This is a genomic window from Xenorhabdus sp. TS4, from assembly GCF_014467265.1.
Lineage (GTDB): Bacteria > Pseudomonadota > Gammaproteobacteria > Enterobacterales > Enterobacteriaceae > Xenorhabdus > Xenorhabdus ehlersii.
On the sequence record NZ_NKHQ01000076.1, the window covers coordinates 1 to 18,562 of the forward strand.

Genomic DNA, 18,562 nt, shown 5'->3' on the forward strand with positions numbered 1-18,562 from the left:
TTATCCTCTACCCAACAAAACACCCAAATGATAAAATCTTGTTGTGACATAGCCTTTTGTTCCTTTATTTCTCTTTGTTTGTCAACTTAAAGTTATAAAAGAGCGGCTATGTCATTTCAACTCACCATAAAAGTCGAGCATCGCGTTTATTTAGAAAATTACCTAATTGATTCAATTAATGGCGTTTCTCTTTTCCAAACACAGCAATGAGCACAGAGGACAACAACAGCAATGTCCCTGCTGCGATCAATACCGACAGGAATGAGTGATTGAAAGCCTGTTTTGCTGCTTGGATCAGCGACAGTGCGGCCTCTCCCTCCTTTAGCCCTTCTGCGACAATAAGAGCCTCATCAATACTGTTTCGTGCCAATTCTGGGATGCTCATAGCAGCTGGAAGGGTGAATGAGGCAGAATAAACTGCGACCATCAGGCTGCCGAGAACGGCTATCCCAATTAGGCTTCCCAACTCATAGGCGACTTCTTCGATAGAGGCGGCGGTGCCTGCGTTGTTTTCTGGTGCATTCAGCATGATGGATGTGGAAGCGGCGGTCATTGCCGCACCAATACCAAATCCAATTATGCAAAATGCAGTGATTTGCACGAAAAGCCTGGATTGCAGGCCAGCGAGATAAACAAAGATCCCCAGTCCGGCAAAGGCGAGCGAGAGCCACATGATCCGCTCAGAGCCAAATTTTGGTATCGCAATCCCAGCCAGGGGGCCGGCAATAAAAGAGGCAATCGGAATGGGCAGAATAAATAATCCCGCCAGCAAGGGAGATAGGCCCATGGCGAGTTGGAAGCGTTGGCTAACAGCAAGTTCCATACCGACCAGTGCTGCAGTGGAAACGAAAGCAGCGGCAACTCCCGCGGTGAAAGTACGATTGCGGAAAAGCTTGAAATCGATCATGGGGGTTGATGAACTTAACTGGCGACGAATGAATATGGCCGTAAAAATAATGCCTACAATGCCCACTGTCGCGGCAGTTACTAATGAAGGTACTGGTTTGCTTAACTCCTTGATCGCATAGGTGATACTTACCAGGCCAATCATGATTTGCACAGAAGCAATAAGGTCAAAGGAATGGTCTGGATTGTTTGGGCTTTTAGAAATAACGACCAGTGCAAAGCCAAATGCAATGAGGGCAATCGGGATGTTGATCAGGAAAACCGAACCCCACCAGTAATATTCGAGCAGGAATCCGCCGATAACCGGACCAAGTGCGGCCCCGCCTGAAGCTATGGCAGACCAGATGCCAATGGCAAGTGCCCTTTCGTTTGGATCTTCAAACTCTTGCCGGACTATCGCGAGTGTCGCAGGCATCATCATTGCCGCGCCAAAAGCAAGCACCACACGTGCAGCAATCAGGGTGGCAGGATTGGGGGAAAATGCAGCCATCAGCGATGCAACACCGAAAATGGCTAACCCGTTAGTAAACAGTTTCTTTGCACCAAAACGGTCACTCAACGCCCCCATAGCGGGAAGTAACCCTGCAATGGTCAACGTATAGGCATTCATGATCCACAATTTCTCTGAAGCAGAAGCATGTAAATCATGTGTCAACCGTGGCAAAGCGGTGTATAGCACGGTCATATCAATAACAACTAAGAAAAGTGCACTGGAAATAATAGCAAGTACAAGCCAGCGGATATTCGATTTCATAAGCAAATTCACCAATGCGGTTCGGCAACTTTGCCGAACCTTGACTAAATTGTTGGCGATCATTATAAATACATACGTATTTAATGAAAAGGGATTCGCATGGGACGACGTAAAACAATTGACCGGGAAGCTCTGCTGGATGCAGCGGAACATATTGTCACAACACATGGTGCTGCGGCTCTCACGATTGATGCGCTGGCGAAGGCGGTTGGCATTACCAAGGGGGGAGTGCAATACAGTTTTAGCACAAAAGATGGCCTTATTGATGCGATGTTTGAGCGTTGGGAGGCGAGTTATGATAAACAGTTTCATGAAATTGCCGGGAATGATCCCCACCCTCTAACAGCCGTGCGTGCGCATATTGAAGCAACCAAGCGATCTGATGAAGCATCGACCGCAAAGGCGGCTGGTTTGATGGCTACTTTATTACAAACACCAGAACATCTCGAATCAACCCGTATCTGGTATCGACAACGCATAGCAGGCTTGGACACAACGACGGAAGAAGGTCGGCAGGCGCGTTTGGCATTTTTAGCGACAGAGGGGGCATTCGTTCTGCGTTTCTTCGGTTTAATGGATATGACAGAAGATGAGTGGGGAAATATCTTTAACGACATTCTTGCTGCTATGTCACCCTGAATTTTTTTTGCAAGACCAATAACGGACTAATCGAATAAAATATCGTCACAAAATGAATTCCCTCAAGAATCATAATGTTATTTAACCTATTGATTACACGTGTCGCAAACGTTTTCTTTTTTTGCTGTTTCAGGGTAACGATTTATATGGGTTTCCTGTAGGATAGGTCGAAAACTTCGCTTTTTTTGGGAAACAATATTACATGAGCACAATAAATTCTGGCTCTGCTCATCGTCAGGGCTTGCTTCAGCGCGTGTTTAAATTAGGGGAACATGGCACAACAGTTCGTACTGAAATAATTGCCGGGCTGACAACTTTTCTAACGATGGTTTATATCGTCTTTGTTAACCCGCAAATTCTGGCGGTTGCAGGCATGGATATTAAAGCGGTATTTGTCACGACCTGTTTAATCACCGCAGTTGGCAGCATTATGATGGGATTGATGGCGAATCTGCCTGTTGCTGTTGCACCTGCGATGGGACTGAATGCGTTTTTTGCCTTTGTTGTGGTCGGTGCGATGGGGCTTTCATGGCAGGTGGCGATGGGGGCCATTTTCTGGGGTGCAGTGGGGTTGTTTATATTGACTCTCTTTCGTATCCGTTACTGGATGATCGCTAATATTCCATTGAGCCTGCGTGTGGGTATTACCAGTGGTATCGGTCTTTTCATTACCATGATGGGGCTGAAAAATGCGGGTATTATCGTGCCTAATCCCGACACGATTGTCTCAATCGGTAACTTTGCTTCCCATAACGTTTTGTTGGGAACATTGGGCTTTTTCATTATTGCCATTTTAGCGGCACGTAATTTCCATGCTGCGGTGTTGGTTTCGATTATTGTGACAACCGGCATTGGGTTGATGATGGGATATGTGGAATATCACGGTATTTTTGATCTGCCGCCTAATGTGATGAGCGTGGTGGGTAACGTTGATATAAAAGGCGCATTGGATGTCGCTTTGGCTGGCGTTATTTTCTCATTTATGCTGGTGAACTTATTTGATTCTTCCGGCACATTGATTGGTGTGACGGATAAAGCGGGTATTGCTGACAGTAATGGCAAATTCCCACGTATGAAACAAGCCTTATACGTGGACAGTATCAGTTCGGTGGCGGGTTCTTACATTGGAACGTCTTCGGTTACCGCTTATATTGAAAGTTCTTCGGGCGTTTCTGTTGGTGGCCGGACGGGTTTGACGGCGATTGTCGTGGGTATTTTATTCCTGCTGGTCATGTTTATCTCTCCACTGGCAAGCATGGTGCCTGCCTATGCCACAGCGGGAGCCTTGATTTATGTGGGCGTCTTGATGACTTCCAGCCTGACAAGGGTGAAATGGAACGATCTGACTGAATCCGTCCCTGCTTTTATTACCGCAGTGATGATGCCATTTAGCTTCTCCATTACCGAAGGCATTGCACTGGGTTTTATCGCCTACTGTGCCATGAAATTGGGCACGGGCAAATGGCGTGAAGTTGGCCCATGTGTTTTTGTCGTGACACTATTGTTTGTATTGAAAATGGTGTTTGTGGATGCCTACTGATCACGACCGAAACAGTGGTTAAGAGAAAGCCTGACAGCAATTTATGTCAGGTTTGCAACTTATCATTGAATATTTTTAGGTGCGACAAAGCCAATGCAAACAGTATCTAACTCAGCATTTGGTTGGGCTTGGAAGGAGAACTCTTCTTTGTGACTGAGCACCAATGATGGCCATTCTGCAAGCGTATGTTGAAAATCTTCCTCTGCACAACTCTTTCCTCGCTCTCCCACTAGCAAGGCACCATATTTCACAATATTGTCCTGTTTGATATGGCGGTTATAGATATTCGGTGGCGCACCATTATCTAATTCCCAGGGTTGTATCGTTTCTGGGTGATAGTGGCTATAAAATGTCAGCCATTGATGCAGATATTCGCCACCAACATAACGTAATGGTGTTGGATACAGTTCGTTCCAACGTTGATCAAGTTGGCTGGCAAAGGTTTTTATACCAACAAATTTTTGCCCCGCATCACGGACATTTGCCATCATTACACCGACATAACCAATCAACACGAATACCCCAAACACGGTCAATGCTCGTAATGTGCCTCGCAGGGGTTTGTTGGGAAAGACCGTTATCGATCCCACCAACAGTGCTGGCGAAACGACCATAAAAGGTTGTACCCATTCGGTCATACGTCCACCCTGATTGAAGGAGAACCAGCCGTAAATAATCAGCAGAGGCAGCAGTATCACGATATTAGCCAGCGCATTGGATTGCTGCCTGGGCCAGCCAATCCGGCCACTCAGCAGATAAATAATGACACTGAGGATAATTAACGGGTAGAACACGGAAAATAGGGCGCGTGTAGTATGTAAGTTGAATCCTTTCTGAATTTGGGAACCTACCCACTTAAATGCGACAAAGTCGTTATGCACCAGCCACCAAACATTCGGCAGTATCAGCGCGAACCAGATGACAATGGCGAGATAAAACAGTGGCTCCCGATAGTTGCGGCGTATTTTAGGCACAAACAGGGAGAGCAAAAAGACCGAGCCGACGATAGCAAGCGAAGAGTACTTTGCCATTGTTGCCAGCCCTGTGGTAAGGGCGAATGCCAGCCACCATTTGGGGTGATCGTCAATGGCACGCAGAAAAAACAGCAATGCCCAAGGCCAGAGCATAACTAAAAGGTAATTATCATTATAAGGAATGATATCAAAATTGATGACACCGGATAGGTTCAAAGTCAGCATAGCAAGCCATGCGAGTACAACTTTGCCCGTCAACCGGAAAGCCAGTTGCCAAACCCCAAGCATACCGATGGCAATAGCAACAAAGTGGGTGAAATACCAATAAAAATTGAGAGAAATGTCACTGATAGAGATAGCGGGTAGCATGATGGCTCCCACTAGCCATGGGTTTTTGGGCGAACCCCATTCCCCATTAATGCCCCAGTTTAAAGCTTCTACGGCATCATAAGGAACGGTGGGATCGAGAGAGTAACTTGCTATTATCCACAAAACGGCATAACCAGTGACCCAAAGATACAATGGTATGCGATAAGAAGGAGTATCAAAAAAACGCATGGTAGTCTGATGATCATATTATTTGAGTTAAATCTATCTAGAATACTAGACGAAATTTAAACTATAGGTGAATGACATTGGATGTTAAAGGGAGTTTCTGTTAGATTCCGCCGAAAATATCTTGATAAAAATGAGTTGAGTCACAAGCTATGAGCCCGTTAAAGAAAAAATCACCAGCGAAGTTTTCCGCTGGTCAGCAAAAGCAAAAAAGAAAAAGTCGTGCAGAGCTGGATGCAGAAGGACGCGAGCGTAAGCGCCAGAAGAAACGTCGTGGTAATGGTAATCCGACCGGTAGCCGTCAGAGCGATAATGGCAGCAATAAAAAGCGTTCAGTAGTCAAACAGGAAAAAGATCCACGTATCGGTAGTAAAGTTCCGGTTCCTCTGTTCGTTGATGGGAAAGTCGCAGGTGAAAAAGCACCAACGGTGAAACCAACGACTAAGCCGGCTATAGAGCAACAGAAACCTCGCCTGTCCCCACAGGAAGAGCTGGAAATGCTGGAACATGATGAGCGATTGGATGACTTGCTGGCACGTCTTGAGCAAGGTGAAAAACTGTCCCAGGAAGACAATGCTTATGTCGACAATACGCTCGATCGCATTGATACCCTGATGGAAGAGTTGGGCATCGAGCTGGAAGAAGAGGACAGTGAAGAAGAACCACAGGAAGATATCATGCAATTACTGAAGGGTAAGTAACACCTTCAAGCAATGAATTGTGATCGTAAAAGGCGGGTTCATACTGATAACCATGATATTAATAACCACAGTATTAGTATGTTATTTATTGTGGTTATTGGGTAAACTATGGCAGCTATCGCGACGTAAGTGTCGGTTGCGCACGATCATCATGGCACGGCATTTCAGTTCCACGAAAATGTTGCGTTTTGATGGGCGAAAACAGCGGAAGGAATAAGCATGTCAGAGCAAGCCATTGTTTGGGATCTGCCTTTGATCCAAAAATACAACTATTCAGGGCCTCGTTATACGTCGTATCCAACAGCATTGGAGTTTAATCAACAGTACGATGCGACTGCTTTTGCACAGGCCGCTGCCCGTTATCCTGGGCGCCCGCTTTCCCTCTATATTCATATCCCGTTCTGCCATAAGCTTTGTTATTTCTGTGGTTGCAATAAGCTGGTTACGCGCCAAAAGCACAAGGCGGATGAATATCTGAATGTGTTGGAAAAAGAGATTGCTGCCCGTGCCAAATTATTTTCCCAGCGGAAAATTAGCCAGATGCACTGGGGCGGAGGCACGCCAACCTATCTGGATAAAACACAGATCAGCCGATTGATGTCGATGCTGCGCAACCATTTCCATTTTCTGCCCGATGCTGAGCTTTCCATTGAAATTGATCCGCGTGAAATTGAGCTTGATGTCATTGATCATTTGCATCACGAAGGCTTTAACCGCCTGAGTATGGGCGTGCAGGATTTTAATAAAGATGTGCAGCGCTTGGTTAATCGAGAGCAAGATGAAGCATTTATTTTCGAACTGATCAAACGTGCTCGTGAAACAGGCTTTACATCCACCAGCATTGATTTGATTTATGGTCTGCCGAAACAGACACCTGAAAGTTTTGCTTTTACATTGCAGCGGGTATTGGCATTGTCTCCTGATCGTTTAAGTGTATTTAACTATGCTCACTTACCGGATTTATTTGCGGCACAGCGCAAGATTAAGGAACAGGATTTACCAACTGCAACACAGAAGCTAAATATTTTGCACGAAACGATTGTGACCCTGACAGGTGATGGCTATCAGTTTATTGGTATGGATCACTTTGCTCGCCCTGATGATGAATTGGCAATTGCCCAACGCCAAGGCATCTTACACCGAAATTTTCAGGGATATACCACGCAGGGGGAATGCGATTTACTTGGTATGGGCGTTTCTGCGATCAGTATGCTGGGAGATAGCTATGCCCAGAACCAGAAAGACCTGAAAACCTACTACGCTGCGGTGGCAGCACAAGGCCATGCTTTGTGGCGTGGTTTAGCGTTGACACAGGATGATTGCATTCGTCGTGATGTGATTAAGGCGTTAATCTGTAACTTTCGGCTGAATTTTGCGGATATTGAGCGGCATTATGGGCTGAATTTCGCGGGTTACTTTGCCGAAGATCTGCAATTATTGGCACCATTGGCAGAAGATGGGTTGGTTGAAGTAACCGAATCGCAGATTCAAGTATCCCCGAAAGGCCGCTTGTTGATACGTAATGTTTGTATGTGTTTTGATAGTTATCTACGTAATCAGATGCGACAGCGGCAATTTTCGCGGGTGATATAAATATCAGTGAGAATAGGGTTGAGTGTGTTGCTGGTTTGTACTAAATACGAACAGTATCCAGCGTGAGCTGCAACTATGAGAATTGGTCTCTCAACGGGGTTAACCTTTAACCTGACGGTCACTTGGGATAGCAAAGCAACATGTATCACAACCCCAGTTCCTTCAATTTCCGCGTTATTGTATTTCTTCCCCAGCCCAGCAGGCGAGCGGCTTCTTGTTTATGTCCATTTGTATATTCCAGTGCGCAATTAAGCAGAGTGCGTTCCAGCAATGGCAGAGCATCGGCAAGGAGATCGGTTTTTCCCTCTTTTAAGGCATGTTGCGCCCATTCAGCCAGCAGTTGTGGCCAATCCTCCGATGGTGATGTAGAGCGTGTAACAGAGGCGTTCCCTGCCTGCCCTGCGAGTTGGTTGCCAATCAGGTCAGCGGGTAGATCCTGTACCAGCACCTCCTTGCTTGCCGCCATCACGGTCAGCCAGCGGCAAACATTTTCCAACTGGCGGACATTGCCTGACCACGGCAGGCGCATCAAGGCAAGTTCAGTATCAGGATGCAGCACTTTGGCTTCAACACCTAGTTCTTTGGCGGTTTGTTGCAGGAAATGGTGTGCCAGACGAGGAATGTCTTCCACTCTGTCCCGCAAAGGGGGTAACTGAACACGAATCACATTCAGGCGATGGTAGAGGTCTTCCCTGAATTTACCTTCTGCAACACGTTGCTCAAGGTTCTGGTGAGTGGCGGCGATAATACGGACATTAACTTTCACGGGTGCATAGCCCCCGACTCGATAGAATTGTCCTTCGGCCAGCACTCGCAGTAGGCGAGTTTGGATATCCAGCGGCATATCACCAATTTCATCCAAAAACAGTGAGCCACCATTGGCTTGCTCAAAACGACCGTGACGTACTTGATTTGCACCTGTGAACGCGCCTTTTTCGTGACCAAAGAGTTCAGATTCAATCAGGTCTTTCGGGATTGCCGCCATATTCAGGGCAATAAATGGTGCAGAAGCGCGTGGACTATGACGGTGAAGGGCATGGGCAACCAGCTCTTTTCCTGTGCCGGATTCACCATTGATTAACACACTGATGGAGGAACGGGAAAGGCGGCCGATAATCCGGTATACCTCCTGCATGGCAGGGGCTTCTCCGATCATATCTGAAACTGATACCGGCAACTGCGGACTCGAAGCTGATTGATGTTGTTCCCGATAATGACTTAGTGCCCGTTCAACCAATGCAACAGTTTCATCAATATCAAAAGGTTTTGGCAGATAATCAAATGCACCGTGTTGATAGGCACTGACAGCGGCATCCAGATCAGAATGGGCAGTCATAATGATGACCGGAAGCTGTGGATGGCTCTGCTTTATCTGGTTGAGTAAACTAAGTCCGTCTAATCCTGGCATACGGATATCCGACAGAATAACCTCTGGATTACTTTGTCCTAGCGCGGTTAATACGGCATCGGCATTTTCAAAACTGATACACTCCATGCCAGCGCCACTCAGCGCCCGTTCAAGTACCCAGCGGATAGAACTATCATCATCAACGATCCAAACTTTCCCTCGTTGCATTGTCACCCCCTACTTAACGGTTATTTCTTGATCGGCAGGTAAATGGAGAATTCCGTATGTCCTGGCCAACTGGTAAATTCAATTTTGCCAGCATGTTGGTCGATAAGATTACGTGCTATGGATAAGCCAAGTCCAGTTCCTCCTGCATACCCGCTGACCATCGGGTAAAAAAGCGTATCCTGAATATTGGGAGGAATACCTGGCCCATTATCTTCAATATCAATTCGGGCTGCCAATCGGTAACGTTCACCCTGTAAGGTAATCTGGAATGCTGTTCGTGTTCTCAGGGTGATAATCCCTCCCTTCTCACCCAGTGCTTGTAGGGCATTGCGGGTGATATTCAGTAATACCTGCTCAACTTGGTCAGGATAATGTGCCAGCTCAGGCAAGCTCGGATCATAATCTTTAATCAGCGTGACATTGGCAGGCATTTCCAGTGAGACCAGTTGATAGACCCGTTCGACTACATGGTGAATGCTTTGGCGGGTTTGGGAGCCTGGATGCTGTGGCCCCAATAATCGATCAACGAGGTTGCGTAGCCTGTCTGCCTGCTCAATGATCACTTGGGTATATTCCCTCAAGGCCGGATCTGGCAGTGCTTTGGCAAGCAACTGTGCGGCTCCCCGCAATCCGCCAAGAGGGTTCTTGATTTCATGTGCCAGCCCCCGAACCAGTTCCCGCGCAGCCGCCTGCTGTGCTTGTTGGATCTGCTCTTGGCTTAACCGGCGTTGACTGTCCATAGATGCCAGTTCCAGCAGGATAAACTGTTCGGAAATTGGTTGGGCACTGAGCGACATCACATGAGAGTGATTATTGATCACTAATATGACTTCGTTATCGGTAAAGCCATGACCGTTGATCAAACTGGAACGCATCAATTCTGTATCCAGTGAAATATAGCTAAACAGGATGGGAAGAGGCGTGCCGAATAATTTACGGGAACTTTGTGCCAGAAGTTGCATAGCAGAATGATTGGCGTAGCGAATAACCAAATCATTATCCAGTACCAGGACGCTGTTTATCTGTGAGTCGAGAATCTGTTCTGCTTTGGGCAAACTAACCATTGTCATTCAGTTCCTGCACTTTTTTGGTGCATTGTAGCTTATTCAAGCATAGTTTGATAAATCCTTCCGCTCAGCATATATCCTCATGGGTAATACAATTGTGTATATATGAGGAAAAAAGCCCATCCAAGGATGGGCCAAAAGTTTCACGGCAACAAAAAAACAAGAGTAATGCCATCACGTTATGGGGCATTACCTGATAAGGCACTACACACTGTAATACAGTTCAAACTCCAGGGGATGTGGTGTCATGCGGACACGTTCAATTTCCCCATTCAATAAATTGATATAAGCATCAATCGTGTCGTCAGTGAAAACACCACCGCGTGTCAGGAATTCGCGGTCTGCATCCAATGCGGCCAGCGCTTCTTCCAAAGAAGAGGCCACAGTTGGGATCTCTTGGGCTTCTTCTGCGGGCAGGTCATATAAGTTTTTATCCATTGCATCACCTGGATGGATTTTGTTGATGATGCCATCCAAACCTGCCATCAACAGCGCAGAGAAGGCCAGATAAGGGTTCGCTGCGGGATCAGGGTAGCGCACTTCAATACGGCGAGCTTTGGCGCTGGCGACCACAGGAATACGGATAGAAGCAGAGCGGTTACGAGCAGAATACGCCAGCATAACCGGGGCTTCAAAACCAGGTACCAGACGTTTGTACGAGTTAGTGGTTGGGTTGGTAAAGGCATTTAGCGCACGGGCGTGTTTGATGACGCCGCCGATATAGTAAAGCGCCATTTCGGACAGGCCGCCGTACTTGTCACCCGCAAACAGGTTAGTGCCATTTTTGGACAGTGACATGTGACAGTGCATACCTGAACCATTATCGCCCACCAACGGTTTTGGCATAAATGTGGCGGTCTTACCAAATTTATGGGCAACGTTATGAACCACATATTTATAAATCTGGGTTTCATCCGCTTTTTTGGTCATGGTATTAAAGCGGGTGGCAATTTCGTTTTGTCCGGCAGTTGCGACCTCATGGTGGTGGGCTTCAACTACCAAACCCATTTTTTCCATTGTTAAGCACATGGCTGAACGCAGGTCTTGGGAAGAGTCCACAGGAGGAACAGGAAAATACCCTCCTTTAATGCCAGGACGATGGCCTTTGTTACCGCCTTCATAACGTGTGCCGCTGTTCCATGCAGCTTCCGTATCATCAATATGGTAGTAAGAGCCAGAGATGGAGCTGCCGAAACGGATATCATCGAACAAGAAGAATTCGGGTTCTGGCCCAAATAAAACGGTATCAGCAATATCGCTTGCCCGCAGGAAATCTTCGGCGCGTTTCGCAATGGAGCGAGGATCGCGGCTATAGCCTTGCATGGTGCCAGGTTCGAGGATATCACAACGCAGGATCAGGGTGGCATCATTAAAGAAGGGATCAAGCATCGCGGTGCTCGGATCTGGCATTAGCACCATGTCGGATTCATTGATACCTTTCCAGCCACCGATAGATGAACCGTCAAACATTTTGCCATCTTCAAAGAAGTCTTCATCAACTTGGTGGGCAGGAATAGTGATATGTTGTTCTTTACCTTTAGTGTCGGTAAAACGTAAGTCAATAAACTTCACCTGATGTTCTTCAATCATGGACAAAACATGTTCAGCGGACATACTGGCTCTCCTGGTTACGTCGGCCTGATAAAACAGGGCAAGAAATAAACTGTTTTATCTTAAAAGTTAAGGACAATTGTGGATCTCTGTGTGATCAATTTTATGAAACCACTATTGCCAGGAATAAATGCGAAAAGTGTGCCAATATTTAAAAAATATTTAATATCAATATGATAAAAATATATGGCGGGGGGGAGAGAAAAAAGTGAATAAGATAAGTGTGTGGTTTTAGGCGTTTTGCACCAAAGTGGTGAATAATGGCAGCGTGATTGCATTATTATAGTGCGACTGGCCGACTGAAATTTCGTGAACTTGCTCGTTACGTCATCAATTGATATGTTAATACTATATCAATTGACTATTTGGCTCTCCCCAACGTAAACGTAGTTGTCCCGCGTGACTTGAACTACATAATCAATCCAGCTCACCCCCTGTTCTAGCAGGTCACTGGTGACGCTACTGAGCTTGATTTCCAGCCAGATGGATGCCTCTTTATACCTCAATAGGTATAGATTCCAACGATGTTTCTAAATAAAGAGAAAACCACCAATACTGTACAACTTTTAATACCAGTGCAACCATCCAAAGTGTATAATGCTGCACTTTTGTTCGGCGGCGGCCAAGTAAAACAGAATTCTTTTTGTGTACTCAATCTGAGTACATAAATGATTTTAGCATTATTGGAATTTTTAAATGTCAAATGAAATCAGTAAATTAAGAAATATAGCAATTATTGCTCACGTCGACCATGGCAAAACCACGCTGGTTGATAAACTCCTGCAGCAGTCCGGTACCTTTGGGGAGCGTGCTGCAACAACTGAGCGTGTGATGGATTCCAATGATCTGGAAAAAGAACGTGGTATTACCATCCTTGCAAAGAACACTGCCATCAGATGGAATGACTATCGTATCAATATCGTAGACACCCCAGGCCACGCCGACTTTGGTGGCGAGGTTGAGCGTGTAATGTCAATGGTAGACAGTGTCCTGTTGCTGGTTGATGCGATGGATGGCCCAATGCCACAGACTCGCTTTGTAACCCAGAAAGCGTTTGCTCACGGCCTGAAGCCTATTGTGGTGATCAACAAGGTTGACCGTCCTGGTGCTCGCCCTGACTGGGTGGTGGATCAGGTGTTTGATTTGTTTGTGAATCTCGGTGCAACCGATGAACAGTTGGATTTCCCAATCATTTATGCTTCTGCGTTGATGGGGGTTGCTGGTAACGAGCATACCGATATGGCTGAAGACATGACTCCGCTGTATCAGGCAATCGTTGATCATGTTGAGCCACCTAAGGTTGACCTTGATGGCCCATTCCAGATGCAAATTTCGCAGTTGGATTACAACAACTATGTTGGGGTTATCGGTATCGGTCGCATTAAGCGTGGTATGGTAAAAACAAACCAAAATATCACTATCATCGACAGCGAAGGTAAAACTCGCAACGGTAAAGTCGGCAAGGTCTTTAGCCATCTGGGATTGGAGCGTATTGAGTCTGATAAGGCGGAAGCTGGTGATATCATCGCCATTACCGGCCTGGGTGATCTGAACATTTCCGATACCCTGTGTGAAGTCAATGCGGTTGAAGCGTTGCCAGCACTGGCAGTTGATGAACCTACCGTAAGCATGTACTTCTGTGTTAATACTTCACCGTTCTGTGGTCGTGAAGGTAAGTACGTGACTTCTCGCCAGATCCTTGATCGTCTGAAAAAAGAGCTGGTTCATAACGTAGCACTGCGTGTTGAAGAAACTGAAGATCCAGACGCCTTCCGTGTATCAGGCCGTGGTGAACTGCACCTGTCCGTTCTGATCGAGAACATGCGTCGTGAAGGTTTCGAGTTAGCGGTTTCCCGTCCAAAAGTTATTTTCCGTGAAATTGATGGCCGTAAGCAGGAGCCTTTCGAGCAGGTAACTCTGGATATCGAAGAACAGCATCAAGGCGATGTAATGCAGGCATTGGGTGAGCGTAAAGGTGAAATGCGTGACATGCTGCCAGATGGCAAAGGTCGCGTTCGTCTTGATTACGTCATTCCAAGCCGTGGCCTGATCGGCTTCCGTACTGAATTCATGACCATGACTTCGGGTACTGGTTTGTTGTATGCCACATTCAGCCACTATGATGACATCCGCCCAGGTGAGATTGGCCGTCGCCAAAATGGTGTGCTGATTTCCAACGGACAAGGCAAGGCAGTTGCTTACGCGCTGTATGGTTTGCAGGAGCGTGGTAAATTGTTCCTGGGTCATGGTACTGAAGTGTATGAAGGCCAGATTATTGGTATTCACTCACGTTCAAATGACCTGACTGTTAACTGTCTGACCGGTAAGAAACTGACTAACGTGCGTGCATCAGGTACGGATGAAGCAACAACACTGTCTCCACATATTAAGAAAACATTGGAGCAGGCGTTGGAGTTTATTGACGACGACGAGTTGGTTGAAGTAACTCCAGTGTCAATTCGCTTGCGTAAGCGTCATTTGACCGAAAACGATCGCCGTCGTGCAAATCGTAGCAAAGAAGTTTAATTTCTGGATTATGCGTTGCATATGACAGTTTGAACATCAACGGCTTAGGGCGCTTCGGTGCCCTGAGTTCTTTTATGATATCCCCTTCCAACCATTTTGTTATCTATTCCTACTGATCGGTCGGTAGCCAGTCAAGAGCTTCAACGACGATTTATAAGACGCTTCATAAGAAGAACAATTTATTTGTTTTTTTATCTCTTCATTCTTTTTTCTTAATAAAAGTATGATAAAAGTACTAAACAATAAGCGTCAGTCAGGAGGGATTATGTTGTATATTTTCGATCTGGGTAACGTGATTATTGATATTGATTTTAAAAGAGTACTGGCTGTTTGGAGTAATCTGAGTGGGACACCACTGGCAACATTGACCCCAAAATTTTCTCAGGGAGAGACTATTGAAAAACATGAGTGTGGACAAATTAGTGACACTGAATTTGCAGAAATGATGTGTGATGAAATGGAGGTCTCACTCAGTTTTGAACAATTTGCGGAAGGCTGGAATACAATCTTTATCGGTGTCAGGCAGGAAGTCATTGAGTTAATGAATAAATTGCGTGCTCAAGGGCATCGTGTGGTTGTGCTGTCAAATACAAATCGTCTGCATATTGATTACTGCTCAGTGCATTATCCTGAGATTGCAGTATCAGCGGATTTCCTTTACCTATCCCACGAATTGAGGATGCGTAAACCCAATCTTGATATTTTTAACTATGTGCTTGCAGTGGAAGGCGTGACAGCAGATCAAGCCATATTCTTTGATGATCTTTTAGAAAACGTCGAAGCAGCAAAAAAATCAGGCATCAATGCAATTCATGTGGCTGACAGGAGTGTAATCCCTGATTATTTTCAGTCACATGATTTCTCGCTTCCCTCAAAAAATTAACATCGTTTGCTTATTGCAACGGAATAACAGGCAAGAGAAATGATCGCATTAATTCAGCGTGTAACACAGGCAAAGGTTGTTGTTGAAGGTGAGACGATTGGAGAAATTGGACAAGGGTTGCTGGTGTTGCTGGGGGTTGAAAAAGACGATACCCCACAGAAAGCGCAACGTTTATGCGACAAGGTAATGGGATATCGGGTATTCAGCGATGAGCAGGGAAAAATGAACCTTAATGTTCAGCAGGCTGGCGGTAGTTTGTTGGTGGTATCGCAATTTACATTAGTCGCGGACACACAGAAAGGCTTAAGACCCAGCTTTTCTGGCGGTGCTGAGCCACAAAAAGCAGAAGAGCTTTATCGCGATTTTGTTGAACAGTGCCGTGTAACTGGTGTAAAAACAGAAAAGGGGAAATTTGCGGCAGACATGAAAGTCAGTTTGACAAATGACGGGCCGGTAACTTTCTGGTTGCAAGTATGATGTGTTTCAAGAAAGGGGTTGTTTCTATGTACCATCTGAGAGTACCTCAAACAGAACAAGAGTTGGAAATTTATTACCAATTTCGTTGGGAGATGTTGCGTAAACCGCTTCATCAGCCCGTCGGATCAGAGAAAGATGGTTACGATTCGATGGCTCATCACCAAATGGTGGTGGATGAACAGGGTAATCCGCTGGCTGTTGGGCGTTTATATATAAACGCGGATAATGAAGGCGCTATTCGTTTTCTGGCTGTTCATCCCCATGTGCAACGAAAAGGTTTGGGGACACTGATTGCGATGGCATTGGAATCGGTAGCCAGACAGGAAGGTGTGAAACGAATTGTTTGCGGCGCACGGGAAGATGCGGTTGATTTCTTCGACAAGTTGGGTTTTCAAAACCGTGGTTTGATCAATGGTGCTAAGGCGTCACCGATTAACCACTTCCTCATGATAAAACCGATAATAAGCCTTGATGATATCTTGCACCGTCCTGATTGGTGTGCAGAGTTGCAGCAGGCATGGCATAAGCAAATCCCTTTGAGTGAAAAGATGGGGCTGAGGATCACCCAATATACCGGGCAACATTTCATCACAACGATGCCCGAAGCCGGAAACCAGAATCCACATCATACTATTTTCGCCGGTAGCTTATTTTCTCAGGCCACCTTAACGGCATGGGGATTGATTTGGTTGTTGCTACAGGAGCGCCAGTTAGGGGGAGATATCGTTTTGGTGGATGCCAATATTCGTTATCGGCAACCGATTACAGGGCGCCCCTGTGCAACTGCCGATTTCAATAATATGAGCGGAGACCTTGCCCGTCTTGCCCGCGGCAATAAAGCCCGCGTAACGGTGGAAGTGCAGGTTAGCGGTGAACATGGCGTAGGTAGTGTGTTCACCGGTACTTATATCGTCCTGCCTCCCGAACGTCTTACTAAAGCTTGATTTTTGCGCAGGTTTGGCTCTCCGTAGAATGGCCTGTTGTTGAGTTCCCAGCTTCAGGGTTATCTACGGAAGAGGGGACTGTTAGGGTACAGCGGTTCGTTGAGATCAAACCTTGCTCAACAGATTGTGACTCTTTGTCCGATGATTTATCTTCAGCAACTAATGTCCCGGTTATTGTTCCCTTCACATCGTCAGCGGAGAGATCTCCCGTGATAGCGAGTGAGAAATTTCCTTCTCCCTGAATCTTAAGCGGTATCCAACCCCATTGTGGCAAGATGTTCAAATCCGCATTCATACCTTTGAAATTGAGGTTAAAAGGCGTATGAGCAGTTTGTTGTTCCGCCGAGCCAGTAACTTGCAGCAGTCCTTCATGTGTAAAGCCATTCAATTTATCAATGATGACTTTGCCGTCGGTGGCGTGTAGTTGCAGATAAGGACGGGTTATTTCGATTTTGTTAAATGTTCCCGCAGCCGCTTGCAGCGATGCCTGACCATTCCACAATCCCCACTTGCCATTTTTCAAGATATCCATATTGTCAATATGGGCTGAAAGAGTGGTGAGCTGGAACGGGAAATTGGGATTGGTATCAATCAGCAGCGTATTATTGATAGTAATATCATTGAGTTTTACTCCTGAAATCCATTCTGGCGCAGGCTGTTTGAAATAGTTGAGCCATGTTGGTGGCAGAGCATAAAGCAGCCCTGTTACAGAGCTCTCTTTGAGGGTAAGGAGCCGACTTTTGCGATCCCATTGAGACTGGATATTGAACAACCCTTTTTGATAGTGGGTTGTCAGGTTTGCGATGGTAAAGGTATCACCAGAAAAGCGGAATTTTCCAAGCGTGTCGCTGAACTGTGCATTATCCAACGTCATGTTCATCGCATTAAAATCAATCAACCCATCTTCGGCGCTCCAACTGCCGTTGACTAAGCCTAAATTTTTGATGGCGCTATCCAGATAATCAACAGACCAATTTTGCCCTTGCAGTTTGGCATTAGTGATATTGAGATTTTTGATATACATAGCCGGCAGATGGCTGATTTTTTCTTTCAACTCACCCAGTGTCATTGGTGTTTGCCAGCGAATGTCACTGAGCAGGATATTGTTCCAGCGCCAACTGCCGTCCGGCAATTGCTGACCATCGCCAGAAATGGCGCCTCGCAGAAATGTTGCGCCAAAAGAGTCGATAGTCAGGGCTTTATTCTGGTAACTACCTTGTACAACGGCGTTTTTAACAGATATGTCATTTAAACGGATCGTACTGGCACTGAATTGATATTTTCCATTACCAAATGGGTTGCCCACAGCAGGAACCCAAGGTGTAATTCCGCCTGTGATATTCTCCCCCTGGATACGCGTGTTGGGACTCTCTAGCTGAATATTCATCTGGTTTAGTTGCAGGATATCCGCTTGTAAAAGAGGAGGAAGCTGATTTCCAGAGAGTATCAATGTCCCTTGTTGCAATGTCAGACGACGGAGATTTTGGGGGGACAGTAAATGCTGCCATTTGAAATCGAGATTAATGGTATCGGCATTGAGTGAGAAAGGACTTTGTTTGTCACTAATGTCAATGTAGTTAAGTGATATGGTAGCAGGCTGCTGCCAGCTATGGCTGATGTGTTCAATACTGACTTGATAATGTCCTTGTCTGCTGAGCCATTGGCTTAACTGTTTGGCTCCCCAATGCGTCTGGGCAACAACATAAATAACTATGATTGCCAAAATTAGCACTAATAGAAGAGTGACAAAAAATTTCCCTAACCACCTCATATTTCACCTCAACAGTGTGACCTTCCAATAGAAGTCCTTTTATGC

General features: G+C 46.0%; 14 protein-coding genes. 8 read left to right on the forward strand and 6 right to left on the reverse strand.

Annotation, left to right across the window (positions count from 1 at the left end; genetic code table 11):
• Nucleotides 1–175 precede the first annotated feature (175 nt).
• Nucleotides 176–1,660, reverse strand: coding sequence for an MFS transporter (locus Xets_RS14970; protein ID WP_187652037.1), 1,485 nt, complete (start codon nt 1,658–1,660; stop codon nt 176–178).
• A 99-nt stretch (nt 1,661–1,759) separates the two neighbouring features.
• Here Xets_RS14970 and Xets_RS14975 point away from each other — a divergent pair, with 99 nt between their 5' ends.
• On the forward strand, nt 1,760–2,299 hold the full coding sequence (locus Xets_RS14975; RefSeq protein WP_099131776.1) for a TetR/AcrR family transcriptional regulator: 540 nt from the start codon (nt 1,760–1,762) through the stop codon (nt 2,297–2,299).
• 202 nt (nt 2,300–2,501) lie between these two features.
• A complete protein-coding gene (locus Xets_RS14980; RefSeq protein ID WP_187652038.1) occupies nt 2,502–3,839 on the forward strand; it encodes an NCS2 family permease in 1,338 nt (445 codons plus the stop codon).
• A gap of 62 nt (nt 3,840–3,901) precedes the next feature.
• On the opposite strand, the gene Xets_RS14985 is transcribed toward Xets_RS14980, so the two are convergent.
• On the reverse strand, nt 3,902–5,371 hold the full coding sequence (locus Xets_RS14985; RefSeq protein WP_187652039.1) for a glycosyltransferase family 39 protein: 1,470 nt from the start codon (nt 5,369–5,371) through the stop codon (nt 3,902–3,904).
• 149 nt (nt 5,372–5,520) lie between these two features.
• On the opposite strand from Xets_RS14985, the gene yihI reads away from it, so the two are divergent.
• On the forward strand, nt 5,521–6,069 hold the full coding sequence (gene yihI, locus Xets_RS14990) for a Der GTPase-activating protein YihI (protein ID WP_099131773.1): 549 nt from the start codon (nt 5,521–5,523) through the stop codon (nt 6,067–6,069).
• Nucleotides 6,070–6,288: 219 nt separating this feature from the next.
• Nucleotides 6,289–7,662, forward strand: a complete 1,374-nt coding sequence (gene hemN, locus Xets_RS14995; protein ID WP_187652040.1) for an oxygen-independent coproporphyrinogen III oxidase — start codon at nt 6,289–6,291, stop codon at nt 7,660–7,662.
• Between the two features lie 145 nt (nt 7,663–7,807).
• Here hemN and glnG read toward each other — a convergent pair whose 3' ends face one another.
• The 3 genes from glnG to glnA all read right to left on the reverse strand — a co-directional run bounded on the left by glnG (nt 7,808) and on the right by glnA (nt 11,919).
• Nucleotides 7,808–9,238 carry a nitrogen regulation protein NR(I) gene (gene glnG, locus Xets_RS15000; RefSeq protein ID WP_099131770.1) on the reverse strand — a complete coding sequence of 477 codons (1,431 nt, stop codon included), beginning with the start codon at nt 9,236–9,238 and terminating at the stop codon, nt 7,808–7,810.
• Between the two features lie 20 nt (nt 9,239–9,258).
• Nucleotides 9,259–10,308, reverse strand: a complete 1,050-nt coding sequence (gene glnL, locus Xets_RS15005; protein WP_099131769.1) for a nitrogen regulation protein NR(II) — start codon at nt 10,306–10,308, stop codon at nt 9,259–9,261.
• 201 nt (nt 10,309–10,509) lie between these two features.
• Entirely contained in the window at nt 10,510–11,919 is a 1,410-nt protein-coding gene (glnA, locus tag Xets_RS15010) for a glutamate--ammonia ligase (protein WP_099131768.1), read from the reverse strand.
• Between the two features lie 693 nt (nt 11,920–12,612).
• On the opposite strand from glnA, the gene typA reads away from it, so the two are divergent.
• The 4 genes from typA (at nt 12,613) to fabY (ending at nt 16,746) form a co-directional block, all read left to right on the forward strand.
• A complete protein-coding gene (gene typA / locus Xets_RS15015; protein ID WP_099131767.1) occupies nt 12,613–14,442 on the forward strand; it encodes a ribosome-dependent GTPase TypA in 1,830 nt (609 codons plus the stop codon).
• Between the two features lie 265 nt (nt 14,443–14,707).
• On the forward strand, nt 14,708–15,325 hold the full coding sequence (yihX, locus tag Xets_RS15020) for a glucose-1-phosphatase (RefSeq protein ID WP_099131766.1): 618 nt from the start codon (nt 14,708–14,710) through the stop codon (nt 15,323–15,325).
• A gap of 39 nt (nt 15,326–15,364) precedes the next feature.
• Nucleotides 15,365–15,802, forward strand: a complete 438-nt coding sequence (dtd, locus tag Xets_RS15025) for a D-aminoacyl-tRNA deacylase (RefSeq protein ID WP_099131765.1) — start codon at nt 15,365–15,367, stop codon at nt 15,800–15,802.
• A 26-nt stretch (nt 15,803–15,828) separates the two neighbouring features.
• A complete protein-coding gene (fabY, locus tag Xets_RS15030) occupies nt 15,829–16,746 on the forward strand; it encodes a fatty acid biosynthesis protein FabY (RefSeq protein ID WP_187652041.1) in 918 nt (305 codons plus the stop codon).
• On the opposite strand, the gene Xets_RS15035 is transcribed toward fabY, so the two are convergent.
• Nucleotides 16,736–18,517: an AsmA family protein gene (locus Xets_RS15035; protein WP_099131763.1), complete on the reverse strand. Its 1,782-nt coding sequence runs from the start codon at nt 18,515–18,517 to the stop codon at nt 16,736–16,738. The genes fabY and Xets_RS15035 overlap by 11 nt on opposite strands.
• Nucleotides 18,518–18,562 lie beyond the last annotated feature (45 nt).

Coding starts and splice junctions, on each gene's coding strand:
- glnG (WP_099131770.1), bottom strand. CDS start 9,238: ATGCAACGAGGGAAAGTTTGGATCGTTGATGATGATAGTTCTATCCGC.
- Xets_RS15035 (WP_099131763.1), bottom strand. CDS start 18,517: ATGAGGTGGTTAGGGAAATTTTTTGTCACTCTTCTATTAGTGCTAATT.
- typA (WP_099131767.1), top strand. CDS start 12,613: ATGTCAAATGAAATCAGTAAATTAAGAAATATAGCAATTATTGCTCAC.
- Xets_RS14975 (WP_099131776.1), top strand. CDS start 1,760: ATGGGACGACGTAAAACAATTGACCGGGAAGCTCTGCTGGATGCAGCG.
- Xets_RS14980 (WP_187652038.1), top strand. CDS start 2,502: ATGAGCACAATAAATTCTGGCTCTGCTCATCGTCAGGGCTTGCTTCAG.
- dtd (WP_099131765.1), top strand. CDS start 15,365: ATGATCGCATTAATTCAGCGTGTAACACAGGCAAAGGTTGTTGTTGAA.
- fabY (WP_187652041.1), top strand. CDS start 15,829: ATGTACCATCTGAGAGTACCTCAAACAGAACAAGAGTTGGAAATTTAT.
- Xets_RS14970 (WP_187652037.1), bottom strand. CDS start 1,660: ATGAAATCGAATATCCGCTGGCTTGTACTTGCTATTATTTCCAGTGCA.
- yihI (WP_099131773.1), top strand. CDS start 5,521: ATGAGCCCGTTAAAGAAAAAATCACCAGCGAAGTTTTCCGCTGGTCAG.
- hemN (WP_187652040.1), top strand. CDS start 6,289: ATGTCAGAGCAAGCCATTGTTTGGGATCTGCCTTTGATCCAAAAATAC.
- glnL (WP_099131769.1), bottom strand. CDS start 10,308: ATGACAATGGTTAGTTTGCCCAAAGCAGAACAGATTCTCGACTCACAG.
- Xets_RS14985 (WP_187652039.1), bottom strand. CDS start 5,371: ATGCGTTTTTTTGATACTCCTTCTTATCGCATACCATTGTATCTTTGG.
- yihX (WP_099131766.1), top strand. CDS start 14,708: ATGTTGTATATTTTCGATCTGGGTAACGTGATTATTGATATTGATTTT.
- glnA (WP_099131768.1), bottom strand. CDS start 11,919: ATGTCCGCTGAACATGTTTTGTCCATGATTGAAGAACATCAGGTGAAG.